Origin of the sequence: Thalassotalea sp. Y01, assembly GCF_012932945.1 — a bacterium.
Taxonomy (GTDB): Bacteria; Pseudomonadota; Gammaproteobacteria; order Enterobacterales; family Alteromonadaceae; genus Thalassotalea_A.
On record NZ_JABBXG010000006.1, the window covers coordinates 143,324 to 158,080 of the forward strand.

General features: G+C 43.5%; 11 protein-coding genes. All 11 read right to left on the bottom strand.

What is annotated here, in order from left to right; genetic code table 11:
* Nucleotides 1-287 precede the first annotated feature (287 nt).
* On the bottom strand, nucleotides 288-1,499 hold the full coding sequence (gene sstT, locus HII16_RS10645; RefSeq protein ID WP_169130005.1) for a serine/threonine transporter SstT: 1,212 nt from the start codon (nucleotides 1,497-1,499) through the stop codon (nucleotides 288-290).
* A 17-nt stretch (nucleotides 1,500-1,516) separates the two neighbouring features.
* Complete coding sequence (gene tilS / locus HII16_RS10650) at nucleotides 1,517-2,911, bottom strand: tRNA lysidine(34) synthetase TilS (protein ID WP_169130007.1); 1,395 nt, start codon at nucleotides 2,909-2,911, stop codon at nucleotides 1,517-1,519.
* A gap of 89 nt (nucleotides 2,912-3,000) precedes the next feature.
* Nucleotides 3,001-3,957, bottom strand: coding sequence for an acetyl-CoA carboxylase carboxyl transferase subunit alpha (gene accA / locus HII16_RS10655; RefSeq protein ID WP_169130009.1), 957 nt, complete (start codon nucleotides 3,955-3,957; stop codon nucleotides 3,001-3,003).
* A 109-nt stretch (nucleotides 3,958-4,066) separates the two neighbouring features.
* Nucleotides 4,067-7,546 carry a DNA polymerase III subunit alpha gene (gene dnaE, locus HII16_RS10660; protein ID WP_169130011.1) on the bottom strand — a complete coding sequence of 1,160 codons (3,480 nt, stop codon included), beginning with the start codon at nucleotides 7,544-7,546 and terminating at the stop codon, nucleotides 4,067-4,069.
* Entirely contained in the window at nucleotides 7,546-8,157 is a 612-nt protein-coding gene (rnhB, locus tag HII16_RS10665) for a ribonuclease HII (protein WP_169130013.1), read from the bottom strand. Before rnhB ends, dnaE begins: the two co-directional genes overlap by 1 nt.
* Nucleotides 8,158-8,217: 60 nt before the next feature.
* Nucleotides 8,218-9,363: a lipid-A-disaccharide synthase gene (gene lpxB / locus HII16_RS10670; RefSeq protein WP_169130015.1), complete on the bottom strand. Its 1,146-nt coding sequence runs from the start codon at nucleotides 9,361-9,363 to the stop codon at nucleotides 8,218-8,220.
* 23 nt (nucleotides 9,364-9,386) lie between these two features.
* Nucleotides 9,387-10,157, bottom strand: a complete 771-nt coding sequence (gene lpxA, locus HII16_RS10675; protein WP_169130017.1) for an acyl-ACP--UDP-N-acetylglucosamine O-acyltransferase — start codon at nucleotides 10,155-10,157, stop codon at nucleotides 9,387-9,389.
* Nucleotides 10,158-10,161: 4 nt separating this feature from the next.
* On the bottom strand, nucleotides 10,162-10,611 hold the full coding sequence (fabZ, locus tag HII16_RS10680) for a 3-hydroxyacyl-ACP dehydratase FabZ (RefSeq protein WP_135439818.1): 450 nt from the start codon (nucleotides 10,609-10,611) through the stop codon (nucleotides 10,162-10,164).
* 39 nt (nucleotides 10,612-10,650) lie between these two features.
* Nucleotides 10,651-11,682 (bottom strand): UDP-3-O-(3-hydroxymyristoyl)glucosamine N-acyltransferase, encoded by a 1,032-nt coding sequence (gene lpxD / locus HII16_RS10685; RefSeq protein WP_169130019.1) that lies wholly within the window; start codon nucleotides 11,680-11,682, stop codon nucleotides 10,651-10,653.
* Nucleotides 11,683-11,690: 8 nt separating this feature from the next.
* The gene (locus HII16_RS10690; protein WP_348981412.1) at nucleotides 11,691-12,212 is read right to left on the bottom strand and encodes an OmpH family outer membrane protein; all 522 of its coding nucleotides are present in this window, start codon (nucleotides 12,210-12,212) and stop codon (nucleotides 11,691-11,693) included.
* A 75-nt stretch (nucleotides 12,213-12,287) separates the two neighbouring features.
* Nucleotides 12,288-14,753: an outer membrane protein assembly factor BamA gene (bamA, locus tag HII16_RS10695; protein ID WP_135439816.1), complete on the bottom strand. Its 2,466-nt coding sequence runs from the start codon at nucleotides 14,751-14,753 to the stop codon at nucleotides 12,288-12,290.
* Nucleotides 14,754-14,757 lie beyond the last annotated feature (4 nt).

The following is a 14,757-nucleotide window of genomic DNA, read 5'->3' on the forward strand; positions in this document are numbered from 1 at the left end:
ATGAATCGAAAAATAACCGTTAACATAATGTAAAGCGCACAGAATTACCGCACTGTTGATATTAAAAGTGAGCAATCAAACGGAGTGTCTAAATAACGAACACAACCGCTGAGGCTAGGATTTATTAGGGCTTAGTTCTGTTGTAAAAGGTTAATGCACAACGTTATCCACAACTTGTGTGGAAAACTTAATGGTGCATTATTTGTGCAGTATAAACTGCTAAAGTTTACTCGAATTTTGCCGATAAAAAAGGCGGCTAACGCCGCCTTTTTTAACCACGCTATCTATTAATCTAATTTGTTAGTGATATGGTGCGATGCAGCAGCGGTAAATACCACGTCGGTCGAGCTGTTTAGTGCTGTTTCGGCTGAGTCTTGAATGACGCCAATGATAAAGCCAATAGCGACAACCTGCATGGCAATATCGTTACTAATACCAAACAAACCACACGCCAGAGGAATCAATAATAATGAGCCGCCGGCAACACCAGATGCACCACAAGCCGATATCGATGCGACAACGCTCAGTAGCAATGCGGTACCTAGATCGATGTTGATACCTAAGGTGTGCGCCGCAGCAAGCGATAACACGGTAATGGTGATCGCTGCACCGGCCATATTAATGGTTGCGCCAAGTGGAATAGACACCGAATAGGTATCTTCGTGTAAATCAAGTTGCTTACAAAGCCGCATATTGACAGGAATGTTAGCGGCTGAACTGCGGGTGAAGAACGCGGTTATACCTGATTTAACCAGGCAAGTGAACACCAATGGGTATGGGTTTTGACGGGTGATCACATAGACAATAATTGGGTTAACAACCAAGGCGATAAACAACATAGAACCGACTAACACCATCAATAACTCAGCGTATTCTAATAACGCAGAAAATCCGGTCGTGGCTATGGTATTGGCCACCAGACCAAAGATACCAATAGGCGCTAAACGAATCACCACACGCACCACCATAGTGATGGCATCGGCAACATCTTGAATCATACTTTTGGTGTTATCACTGGCCCCCTTGAATGCAAAACCTAAGCCTAAGCCCCAAGCCAAAATACCAATAAAGTTACCGGTGACAATGGCATTGAACGGATTATCAACCAATTTATACACTAAGGTGGTCAATACTTCATTCAAGCCTTGAGGTGGATTGGCCGTCGCACCCGCTAAATCAAGCGATAAGGTGGTCGGAAACATAAAACTCATCATCACCGCGGTAAATGCCGCACAAAGAGTACCGATAAAGTACAGTATGATGATTGGTCGTAACTCCGCGTCACTATCGAGTTTTTGGTTCGCTATTGAGGCGATGACCAAAACAAAAACCAATACCGGAGCAACGGCTTTAAGACCATTGACAAATAGACCACCTAAAATCGCAAAGTTTTTAGCCGTTTCTGGTGCCACTGCTGCGACAACACAACCAATAATAATGGCAATGATGATCTGTACAACCAGACTTCCTGAAGTGAGTTTTCTTAATAGTTCTGACATAGAAGTTACATCTCTTGTTAATCACACCTGCGAATTCGCAGTAGTTTTTGGTGTTTGTCACTTGTCTTTGCAAGCGACTGTAAATAATCTTTATTGATAAAACGATCAACAACGGCGGCGAGGGTTTGCTCAATACGCACGTTGATTTGTCGACCTCGTTGCCAATTTGGTAAGGCGAGCTCTTGATACACTTTTTTCAATTCTCGGCGTTTGTCTCTAAAATCAGGCCATACCTTAACATTCTGATAATTAAAATCGAGTATTAGTTGCCGGCAGTCATTGCTGATTGGCAACAACTGCTGTGACCCTTTCAGCTCAAGGTCGTGTTGATTATTAACCATATCAAGCTGCAATACTCCCATATCATCAGGCAATGATACTTGCTGTGGCAAGTCATTGATATCTATGGTTTGTACCCAATTACTGAGATCTTGATAAATAGGCGTTATCAACAGTTGTTGTTTATAACGACGGACCATTGCGTTTGCCAGCTTTACCTGAGGGTTGGCGTCGACTTTGGCATATACACAGGTGTGTATGATTTGCTCGAGCTGCGCTTCACTTGGCATCAATACGCCATGCTGTTTGCAATAAAACCGAATAACGTTGCGCTGTCTGGCAGCAGATAAGGCTTTTAACGGCTCAATTAACAGTTGCTTGTCGGTATTGCTGATGGTGTTTATATCATCTTTTGCATAGTGCTCTAATAATTGCTGCGCTTCGGAAAAATGTTTGGCGCTGCGACTGCTGCTGCTAAGCATATGTGGCCATCGCTCCAGCAAGCTGGGGATAATTCGTCGGCGCAGAAAATTGCGATCAAAACGTTCATCTACATTGGACTCATCCTCAACCCAATCAAGATTATGCTGCTCTGCATAATGCTCGATATCCATTCTCGATGAACTCAATAAAGGTCTAGCCAATAACTGCTGCTTGTTATGTGCTCGAATATCGGACATCGCCGCTAAGCCCGACACGCCTGAACCACGCTTAAGTGCCATTAACATGGTCTCTAATTGGTCATCTTGATGGTGTGCGGTAATGATCACGGCGTCATCTGCGCTATGCTCGCTCAATGCTTGATAGCGTGCGTCTCTGGCGAGGGCTTCCAAGCTCTGACGTTTTTGCGCTTGTAAATCGACATTAATCGCTTGATATGGGATGCCTAACCGTTGCGCCTGTTGTTTAGTAAAACGAAGCCAATCATCGGCATTCTCGCTTAAACCATGATGCACATGTATGGCTTGTAACTGGGTCGTTAATTGATTTTGAATTTTTAAGCTGGCAAGCAGGTGCAACAACACTTGTGAGTCACAACCTCCGCTATAGGCAAGCGTCAAAGGTCTGCCCAGTAAATGATGCTGGTTTAAAAATTCAAGTAACTGTTGGCAAAGGGAATTTGAGGTGTTCATTAGGAGTTTAAATTAGCACATGCATGACTTATAAGGAAAGTCTTTAGCTAAAAAAGGGAAGCTGATGCTTCCCTTTCAATATGCTGTGTTTAGCAGTAACCGTAATTCATCAAACGTTGATAACGGTTCTCAATCAATTTATCCGCGTCTTGATCATCAATATCACTTAAGTCTTTCTTAAGCGCTTGTTTTAATTGATTGGCCATTAAGTCGTAATCACGGTGTGCGCCACCTAATGGCTCGGCAATAATGTTATCAATCAAGCCTAACTCTTTAATACGATCGGCAGTAACACCCATGGCTTCAGCAGCTAACGGTGCTTTTTCTGCGGTTTTCCACAAAATAGAGGCACAACCTTCTGGTGAAATAACCGAGTACGTTGAATACTGCAACATGTTGACACGGTCACCCACACCAATCGCTAATGCACCACCTGAACCACCTTCACCGATAACACTACAAATGATAGGTACATTCAAACGCGACATTACTTTTAAGTTACGAGCAATCGCTTCTGACTGTCCGCGCTCTTCAGCACCGATACCAGGGTATGCACCTGGGGTATCAATAAAGGTAATGATTGGCATGTTAAAACGCTCAGCCATTTCCATGATACGCAATGCTTTACGATAACCTTCAGGTCGAGGCATGGCAAAGTTACGACGAACCTTCTCAGCTGTTGCACGGCCTTTCTGATGACCAATAACCACAACAGGACGGCCATCTAATCGTGCTGTACCAGAAATAATCGCAGCATCATTTGCATAAGCACGATCACCGGCCAACTCATCAAAATCAGTAAAAATACGATCGATGTAATCCTGAGTATAAGGACGTCCTGGGTGACGGGCAATGCGAGATACCTGCCAAGGGTCAAGGTCAGCAAAGACTTTCTTGGTCAGCTCTTCGCTTTTCTTACGCAATTGCGCAATCTCAGCTTCAAGATCCAGGTCAAGTTCTTGCCCCTGGTTTACTAATTGCAGCTCTTCTATTTTTGCTTCTAATTCTGCAATTGGTTGCTCAAAATCCAAAAAATTGAGTGACATAAATTCGTTACCTAATATGTTGTCTATTGCCTTTGTCGCATTTATTTGCATGACAAAGGAGGTCATTCGAACCGCTCAAGTGGGCGATTTTACTAAAATTCTTTAACTTTTAAAACTGTAAAGCGATATTATTCTCGCCTAATAACAGTTTTAACTCATGTATTAAGGTATCACTAGGCGTTACTCGCCATTGTGTCCCTAATTCAAGTACTGCCGATGCTTCAGGTCGTTGATAAAACACTCTTAGTGGACATGTCCCCTCTTTGTATGGTGACAGTGTGGTGACCAATTTCTCTGCGAAATCTGGTTCAAGTGTTTGTTTTACAACGTTTAAGTCAATTGACTTAATGAAATTTTCACGTGCCTGAGCAATTGTCATTACTTCTCGGGCGGTCATTGTAAGGCCTCCGGAGAAATCATCAAAGCTGACCTGTCCCTTACAGACCAAAATTGAGTCATTTTTTATGATTTCTTCAAAGCGCTCAAAATCATCTGGAAACAGTCGTAAATCTATACGGGCACTTTTATCGTCAAGGGTAACCAAAGCCCAACGTCGGCCTTTTTTATTGATCAACACCCTTACACCAATGACTAAGCCTGACGCAGTAGAAATTTTATCTTTGCCGCCAGGTTGCAAATTCACCAATCGAGGCGAACCGTATTTTTTAATTTCATCCAAATAACGATTTATTGGGTGACCGGTCAAGTATAGACCTAATGTTTCCCGTTCACCGTCTAGCCAAACCGCTTCTTCCCAATGTGGAACTTCCTGGAATGATTGAATGTTATCATCGACTTCTTCGTTGATCAGACCAAATAAGTCATCCTGACCAATAGCTTGTGCTTTGGCGTGTTGATCAGCCGCCTTAATGGCTTCGGTCAAGGTTGCTGCCATTGCAGCACGATGTGGACCAAGGTTATCCATGGCTCCTGATCTAATCAAACGCTCTAACACGCGTTTATTAATTTTTTTCAGATCAATACGAGCACAAAAATCAAATAAGTCCCTAAACGGCCCACCACTTTTACGAGCTTCAATTATCGCTTCAATTGGACCTTCACCAACGCCTTTAATTGCGCCGATGCCGTAAACAATTTGCTCGTCATCGTTGACGGTAAATTTATATAAGCCACTGTTCACATCAGGCGGTAATAAATCTATGCCCATGTTTTCACATTCATCGACTAAAGTGACGATTTTGTCGGTGTTGTCCATATCCGCAGACATAACCGCGGCCATAAATGGCGCAGGAAAGTGAGCTTTCATCCATAAGGTTTGATAGGAAACCAAAGCGTAAGCTGCAGAGTGCGATTTGTTAAAACCATAACCGGCGAACTTCTCAACCAAGTCAAAGATTTTCATCGCCAACTGACCGTCAATGCCCAAGTCAATCGCACCCTGTTCGAAACCAGAACGCTGCTTGGCCATTTCTTCCGGTTTCTTTTTACCCATTGCACGACGCAACATATCCGCGCCACCTAGGGTATAACCTGCCAAAACCTGAGCGATTTGCATAACCTGCTCTTGATATAGAATGATACCGTATGTTGGCTCTAGGATTGGTTGTAACGATTCATGTTGCCAGGTTTCGTCAGGGTAACTGATTTCTTCTCGACCGAGCTTACGATCGATAAAGTTATCTACCATACCGGATTGCAATGGACCCGGACGGAATAACGCTACCAAAGCGATCATATCTTCAAAACAGTCAGGTTTTAGACGTTTAATCAGATCTTTCATACCCCGTGATTCCAACTGGAATACGGCTGTTGTTTCAGCTCTCAATAAGAGCTCATAGCTTTTCTTATCTTCAAGCGGAATGGCAGCAATATCGATTGGCTCTTTGCCTTGCTTGAGCTGCTTTTCATCGGCCATTTCAATGGCCCACTGCAAAATGGTTAAGGTTCTAAGACCCAAAAAGTCAAACTTAACCAGACCCGCTTCTTCGACGTCATTCTTATCGAATTGAGTAACCGGGTTAAGCCCTTCGCTATCGCAATACAACGGTGCAAAATCGGTAATCGTGGTCGGTGAAATAACAACACCACCGGCATGTTTACCGGCATTACGTGTGGTACCTTCCAAAATACGACACATATCAATAAGGTCTTTAACCTCATTGTCTTGGCTGTATACCTCAGGCAAGCGAGGTTCAATTTCAAAGGCTTTCGCCAACGTCATACCTGGGTCGCCAGGTATTAATTTTGATATGCGGTCAACAAAACCATAGGGATGGCCCAATACGCGACCAACATCTCGTATTACCGCTTTTGCGGCCATGGTACCAAAGGTAATAATTTGCGATACCGCATCACGGCCGTACAAGTCGGCAACGTGATCAATGACTTCATCACGACGATCCATACAAAAGTCGACGTCGAAATCCGGCATTGAAATACGTTCAGGGTTAAGAAAACGCTCAAATAGTAGATCGAATTCGAGCGGATCTAGGTCGGTGATTTTCAGTGCGTATGCGACCAATGAACCAGCACCTGAACCACGTCCGGGTCCTACAGGAATATTGTTATCTTTGGACCATTGAATAAATTCCATTACGATTAGGAAGTAACCTGGGAACCCCATGTTATTGATAACTTCCAACTCGATTTTTAAACGCTCGTCATACTCTTTACGCTTCTGTGCAAAATCGTCAGCGTCTTTATCAAATAGAAACTCTAAACGCTCTTGTAAACCGTCTTCAGACACTTTGACTAAAAAGTCTTTGATATCCAGATCACCGGTCGGGAAATCTGGCAAGAAGTATTCGCCAAGACGCACTGTGACATTACAACGTTTGGCTATTTCTACTGAGTTTTGTAACGCTTCCGGGATATCACTGAATAACTCGCACATCTCGTCTTCGCTGCGCAAATATTGCTGATTGGAATAATTGCGTGGGCGGCGCTTGTCATCAAGTGTGAAACCATCATGGATTGATACTCGAATTTCATGAGCATCAAAATTTTCCGGTTCCAAAAATACCACTTCATTGGTAGCGACAACGGGCACACCGGTTTCTGCAGCCAGTGCCACAGCCATGTGCAAGTATTCTTCTTCTTGTGGACGAGCGGTACGAATCAACTCTAAGAAATAATTATCTGCGAAGTGTAGTTGATAAAAGCTAAGACATTGTCGAACGGTTTCGTCGTTACCTTTGAGTAATGCTTTACCGACATCGCCGTCTTTCGCGCCAGATAATAATATTAACCCTTCTTTATACTCGACCAACCAGTCGCGATCGAGTACGGTTTTACCGTGTAATTCACCGCGTAGATAGGATTTTGAAATCAACTCAGTAAGGTTTTTATAGCCCGTGTTATTGCTAGCTAAGATGGTGATACGGCATATATCGTTTGCAAATTCAGGGGTATTTAACCAGAAATCACAACCAATTAAAGGCTTTATACCCGCTCCTTGCGCCGCTCCGTAGTATTTAACTAAGCCACACAGGTTCATTTGATCGGTCAAGGCAATGGCAGGCATCTGCAAATCATTAGCCTTGGCGATGATCGGTTTGACCTTATTTAGGCCATCACTCATGGAGTAATCGCTGTGCAGGCGTAGGTGCACAAATTTTGGGTCTTGCATTAGCGCCCCACGACCGAACTGTTAGCCAGTATATTGGCGACAGGTTTAAAACTCTTGCGATAACAATCAAGCACGCCTAATTCTGCCAACTTCTCAAAGTGTGCTTTGGTTGGATACCCTTTGTGACTGGCAAAACCATACTCCGGATACTGCTGGTGTAAGTCTAACATTTCCTGATCGCGCGTCACTTTCGCTAAAATTGACGCTGCAGATATTTCCGCAACCTTCAAATCGCCTTTAATTACCGATGTCGCCGGTAGACCAAAGTCAGGACAGCGATTACCATCAACCAACACGTGCTGTGGCGTTATCGGCAAACCAGCAACGGCACGTTGCATGGCAACCATGGTCGCTTGCAATATATTAATTTGATCTATTTCTTCAGGTTCCGCGCGGCCAATGCAGTAAGCCAGTGACTTTTCACGAATCTCTATGGCTAGGGCATTACGCTTTTTTTCCGACAATTTTTTCGAGTCGGTTAAGCCTTCAATAGGGTTGTTGGGATCAAGAATGACCGCGGCGGTAACCACAGCACCTACTAACGGGCCACGGCCCACTTCATCGACGCCAGCAATTACAGCAACATCGGGGCGAATAAACTCTTCGCTCATTTACAGCCTACTCCAGAAACAGGGGAATTTATGGTAATCGTTTGCCAGCAGAACTGACTATTAAGCGCCCATTAACGCAACCACCGCATCGGCGGCTTTTTCACTGGCATTTTGCTTCAGTGTTTGATGAATATTAGTAAATTCATCAATCAGCGTTTGCTGTTCTTCAAACAGCAAGGGTTCAACTTCTTTAGCCAAATTATCAGGGGTCACTTGCTCTTGCAAGAGTTCTGGCAATAATGATTTCTTCGCCAATAGATTTGGTAACGAAAACCACTCTAATTTGACCATAATTCGACCAATAATAGCGGTTAGCCAATTAAACTTATAGGCAACGACCATTGGCCTTTTAATTAACGCACCTTCTAAGGTGACTGTGCCAGACGCGGTCAATAAACAATTGGCGCTGGCCATTACGGTGTCGGTTTGATTAACCACCACGGAAATATCTAATTCCGGCGCATGCTGTTGCCAAATTTCGTTAAATTGTTGTTCACGAATATCGTTAATAACGGGCGCAACAAACTTTAACTCGGGGTACTTAGCTTTTAATATGCGTGCGGTATCAAGAAAGTCTGCGAGCAACATATTCAGCTCACTGCCACGAGAGCCGGGCATGATGGCTAAATAGGTCGCTTGTTGATCAAGACCAAGTTCTGCTCTGGCGTCACTGCGTGAGCTGTGCATAGGGATTTGGTCTGCTAAAGGGTGGCCAACAAAGGTACATGCCACCTGATGCTTATCGTAGAACTCTTTTTCAAACGGCAATAACGACAAAACCATATCGGTGGCTTTATCGATTTTAAAAATACGTTTTTCGCGCCAAGCCCAGACACTGGGGCTGACATAATGAACCGTTTTGATACCCTGTTGTTTTAGCCTAAGCTCGAGGCCAAGGTTAAAGTCTGGGGCATCAATACCAATAAAAACATCGGGGCGATTATTGACAAAATAATGCACCAGCTCTTTGCGAACCTGCAATAAACGGCGCAAACGGCCTAATACTTCAACGATCCCCATAACCGCGAGCTCTTCCATGGCAAACAGGCTTTCAAAGCCCAATTTTTCCATTTTAGGACCACCGATACCAACAAACTTGGCGTCAGGAAAACGGTTAAGTAAGGATTGCATTAAGCCAGCACCCAAGGTATCACCTGAATGCTCGCCTACGATAATGGCAAAAACTGGCGCCGGTTTATTCGACATGGACAGACTACTCCGAACAACCGTTAGCGAACGATACCGCGCTGTGAGTTTTCAATGAAATCGACAAACGTCTTCACTTCAGGGGTTTCGCTGGCAACCTCAGCTAAAGCAGCACTTGCTTCGGCGATGGTTTGCCCTTTGCGGTACACTTCTTTATAAGCGCGTTTGACTTTAAGGATCACGTCCTTATCAAAACCACGACGCTTTAAACCTTCAGAGTTTAAACCAAACGGTTTGGCTGGATGACCAGAAACCATTACGTATGGAGGAATATCTCGCAGTACAATACCGCCACCACCAACGAATGAATGGGATCCGACTTGGGTAAATTGATGCGCACCGGACATGCCGCCAAAAATGACCCAATCGCCAATTTTACAGTGTCCGGCTAAGTTACAATGATTGGCAAAAATACCGTTATTGCCAATGATAACGTCATGAGCGACGTGTGCTCCGGCCATAAACAAGTTGTCATCACCAATGATGGTAATGGCATTATCCTGCACTGTACCACGGTGTACGGTACAACCTTCACGAAACACATTGCGATCGCCAATTTGCAAACGAGTAGGTTCGCCAGCGTATTTTTTATCCTGACAATCTTCACCAATAGAGGCAAACTGGAAAAACACATTGCCATCGCCAATATGGCTTTCGCCTTTAATCACCACATGGGAATGGATAACGCAGTTATCACCAATGGTGACGTCGTTACCGATGTAGCTGAATGGTCCAATACTGACGTTGTTACCTAGTTTCGCACCAGGCTCTATAATCGCTTGCGGATGAATCACTTAATTAAACACCTTTTCTTGCACACATAAGGTCGGCAGAACAAACCACTTTGCCATCAACTTTTGCTGTACCAGCAAATTTCCACATACCACGTCGTTCTTTAACAAATTCGACATGCAAGTGCATGGTATCACCCGGTGTTACCGGACTTTTAAAACGGGCGTTATCAATCGACGCGAACAAGAACATTTCGCCTTCTTCGCCTTCAACCGATTTAAATCCTAGAATACCACTGGCCTGTGCCATAGCTTCAAGGATCATAACTCCAGGGAAAATTTTATATTCCGGGAAATGGCCCTGAAATACAGGTTCATTAACGGAAACGTTTTTGATGGCGTGGATCGATTGACCCGGTACGTAATCCAGTACTTTATCGACCAATAAAAACGGAAAACGATGTGGTATCAGGGTCTGAATTTCTTCTATGTCAATGACGTTGTTAGTATTTTCCAAAACCAATTCCTTGTAACAAGCATCAGCACTAGGCTGATGTTAAGATTCTTTATTGTTCAGTTCTTCGACCTGTTTTTCCAACTCTTGCAAACGTTTATACATTTCATTGAGATGCTTATAACGACTGGCGTTACGACGCCATTCTTTATTGGTCAAAGCCGGTATACCTGAGGAATACAAACCAGGCTCTTTAATGCCTTTGGTTACCATACTCATACCGGTAAATGAGGTGCCGTCGGCAATTTCAACATGCCCTGTAATCGCCACCATGCCGGCAATAATACAATGTTTGCCAACTTTGGTGCTGCCGGCAACAACGGTACAACCAGCGATAGCGGTGCCATAACCTATTTTAACGTTATGGGCTATCTGCACCTGATTATCGATAATACAATTATCATCAATTTCAGTGTTTTCCAGCGCGCCCCTATCAATTGTAGTACATGCGCCGATTTCAACATTGTTGCCGATCAGTACGGTACCCAATTGTGGAATTTTTTCCCAGATGCCTTTATCGTTAGCGTAGCCAAAACCATCGCTACCTATGGCCGTATTGGCTTGAACTAAGCAGTCACTGCCGAGTTCGACTCGATGATAAATACTGACGTTCGACCAAAGTTGACTATTACGGCCAATTTTAGCGTCTTTACCGATAAAGCAATTAGCACCGATGATGACATTATCACCAAGGGTAACGCCACTTTCGATAACGGAATTTGCGCCGATACAGACACCTTCACCTAGGCGAGCATCGTCAGAGATAACCGCCGTCGGCGCAATATCGCTTGCTGCTTTTGGTGTGGTATCGAGTAATTGCGCGACTTTGGCAAAGCCAAGATACGGATTATCTAGAACCAATGCATTGGTGCTGCAATATTTCGCATGTGCTTTTGAAACAATAACCGCACTGGCTTGGGTATCTTCTAGATACTGACGGTATTTGGCATTAGCTAAAAAGGCTATTTGCCCAGATTTGGCATCTGTTAATGTGCCAAGGGAATGAATCTGGGTAGATTCATCCCCTTGTACTGAACCACCAAGCTGTCTGGCTAGTTCACCTAAAGTTACCATATAAGACCTTATTGGGTTTTAGAGGCTTGTTCTACAACTTTAGCTGAGATATCCAAATCTGGCTTAGAAAATGCAACAGCTGATTGTTGAATGACTAGGTCATAACCTTCTTTTGAAGCAACCGCGTCAACGGCTTTTTTCACTAGCTGAAAAATTTTTTGTTGTTCTTCTTGCTCACGACGCTTCAAGTTCTGCTGTAATGGTTGCGCTTGAGCAGCATAGTTTTGGCGTAATTCAATGATTTCACCTTCTAATGCTTCGATTTCTTTTTTGCTCATGATGGCTTCGTCACGTTGACGTTTTTCCATCTTGTATTTGATGTCACCTTCAAGCTTCTTCAATGCGTCTACTTGATCCTTGAATTCAGCAGTAATTGTTTGCTGAATATCTGCCATTTGTGGCAATTGTGAAATCACTTGTTGCACGTTTACGGTACCGATTTTCTGATCTGCTGCCATTGCAACAGAAGACGCCATCATCATGGTTGAGGCAACGGCCGTAAGCGCCGCAGATTTAAGTAAATTTTTCACACATATCTCCTATTAAATTTAATCTTGTTTACTGGCGATCTCGGCCGCCTTAAAGTAATTTGTTTACTTGGTAAATTAAAATGTTTTACCAATGTTGAAACTGAAGAATTCGGTATCATCACCATCTTCACTACGCAAGCGTTTTGCAAAGTTAAAGATCATTGGACCCATTGGTGATAACCACTGAATTGACAAACCCGCTGACGTACGAATACGACCTGGATCTGAGAAATCGGCAATTTTCTGAAACTCTATCGGATTAAGCGCACTGTAATCAGATAAACTGAACTCAGTATCCCATACGTTACCCGCATCGACAAACACACTGGTTCGTACTGAATTTGAATAACTTTCATCAAGGAACGGCGTTGGCACTATTAGCTCGACACCGGCAATGGCCATAGCGTTACCACCCACACTTCGATCAGAGATAACAATAGCATCTTGATCTGGAGGGCTTACCTCACCACCTTCACCTGGTAAGCCTGGCGATTGGCTTGGATAGCGATAAATCGCTCGAGGACCTACGGTGTTGTTTTCAAAACCACGTAACGTGGTTGCACCACCAGCACGGAAGTTCTCCCAGAATGGCAATAATTGATCGTTGCCGTTGATTGAACCATAACCGTTACCGTAACCTGCTTCAAAGCGTGCTAACACAGTCCAGCTGTGATCGCGGCTAAGCGGGAAGTAATACTTGGCATCGTACTTAAGTTTAAAGTATTCCACATCAGACACATCCGGAATAGTAATCTTACCAGATAGTATTTGCGATGAACCCGCTGTAGGGAATGTACCACGGTTAAGGGTAATACGTGAAATAGACGCATTAAAATCGTAAGTTTCGAAGTTTAGTTTGGCATCCGGATCATTTGGATCCTTAAAAATGTCATAAAACTCTTTAATTTGCTCGTAAGTCTGCAAGTTAGATATGTCTGAGTTTTTATAACCAATACCAAAATTCAAACGAACATATTCATTTACCGGGTAACCAATATTGGCACCAACACCATATGAGGTATTGTTATAGGCTACAAGGTTTGCTTCACCGGCATCGAATTCACTGTAGAAGATATTACCACCAAGTGAAATACCATCAATGGTGAAATATGGATCGGTATATGAAATCGTCGCGCTTTGAGAATAACGCATGGTATTAACTTGGAAGCCTAAACGATTACCAGTACCTAAAAAGTTATTCTGCTGAATACCTGCATTCAAACTCAAACCTGAGTAGGAGCCATAACCAATACCTGCGGTAAATGATCCTGACGGTTGCTCTTTAACGGTAAAGTCAACATCGACTAAATCTTCTTCACCAGGAACTGGTGTTGATTCAAACTCAACCGATTCAAAATAAGGTAGACGCTGGACACGCATCTTAGAGGCTTCTAACCAGTTGTTTGACAACCATGAGCCTTCCATTTGACGCATTTCACGGCGTAAGACTTGTTCCGCGGTAACATCGTTACCAGTGAAGTTAAGTCGATTAACGTAAATACGCTTACCAGGGTCAACGGAGACGATAAGTTTTACTGTCTTATCTTCGTCATTAATTTCAGTACCTGTTTGCACTTTCGGATAAGCATAACCGAAACGGCCTAGGAATTTTGAAATCAACTCTTCGGTATAGGTAACTTCAGCGCCATTATACAGTTCATCAGCACGTAACGGAGAAATGGCTTTAATGGTTTTTTCATAACCCGCCATATCGCCGATAAATTCAATTTCGCTGACCATGTACTTTTCACCCTCAGATATATTCATGGTGATATAAACACCTTCTTTATCTGGGGTCATGGATACTTGTGTGGAATCGATATTGAAGCGCAGGTAACCACGGTCAAGGTAATGACTTTCGATGGTCTCCATATCGCCTTGCAGCGTTTGCTTCTGATAGCGATCTTGCGCCATAAAGTTCCACCAAGGCGAGTCATAAGTTAACTCAACCTTGTCTAACAATTCGGCGTCTGAGAATAATTCGTTACCAACGATATTGATTTGTTCAATTTCTGCCGCATCACCTTCATCAAACTCGAAGGTCAGGTTAATACGGTTGCGCGGTAAGTGGGCAATTTTCGTCGTTACTTTAGCGTTGTATTTACCAACACTGTGATAGAAGTCTTCAAGTCCGGTTTCAATGCCAGTTAAAACTGAACGGTCTAGAGTTTCACCAACGCGAATATCCGAACCATCTAGACTTTCTTGCAATTGTTCGTCTTTGATGTCGTCATTACCATCGAAAATAATTTCTGAGATGGTTTCACGCTCTTTCACTCTAAAGATCAGTTTTTTACCGTCACGCAAGACTTTAATGTCATGAAAGTGACCAGATGCATACAGAGACTTGATCGACTGGGCGATACGAAATTCGTTCAGTTCGTCACCGACACTGAGCGGAATATGAGTCAAAGCAGCCCCTAAGGCAACTCTCTGTAGCCCTTTTACTTCGATATCTTCTACGACAAACTCATTGGCACCAAATGCTTGGCTACCAACGCTGCCCAATAATACTGCTAAGGCGAGTTTTTTTATTATCATGGGT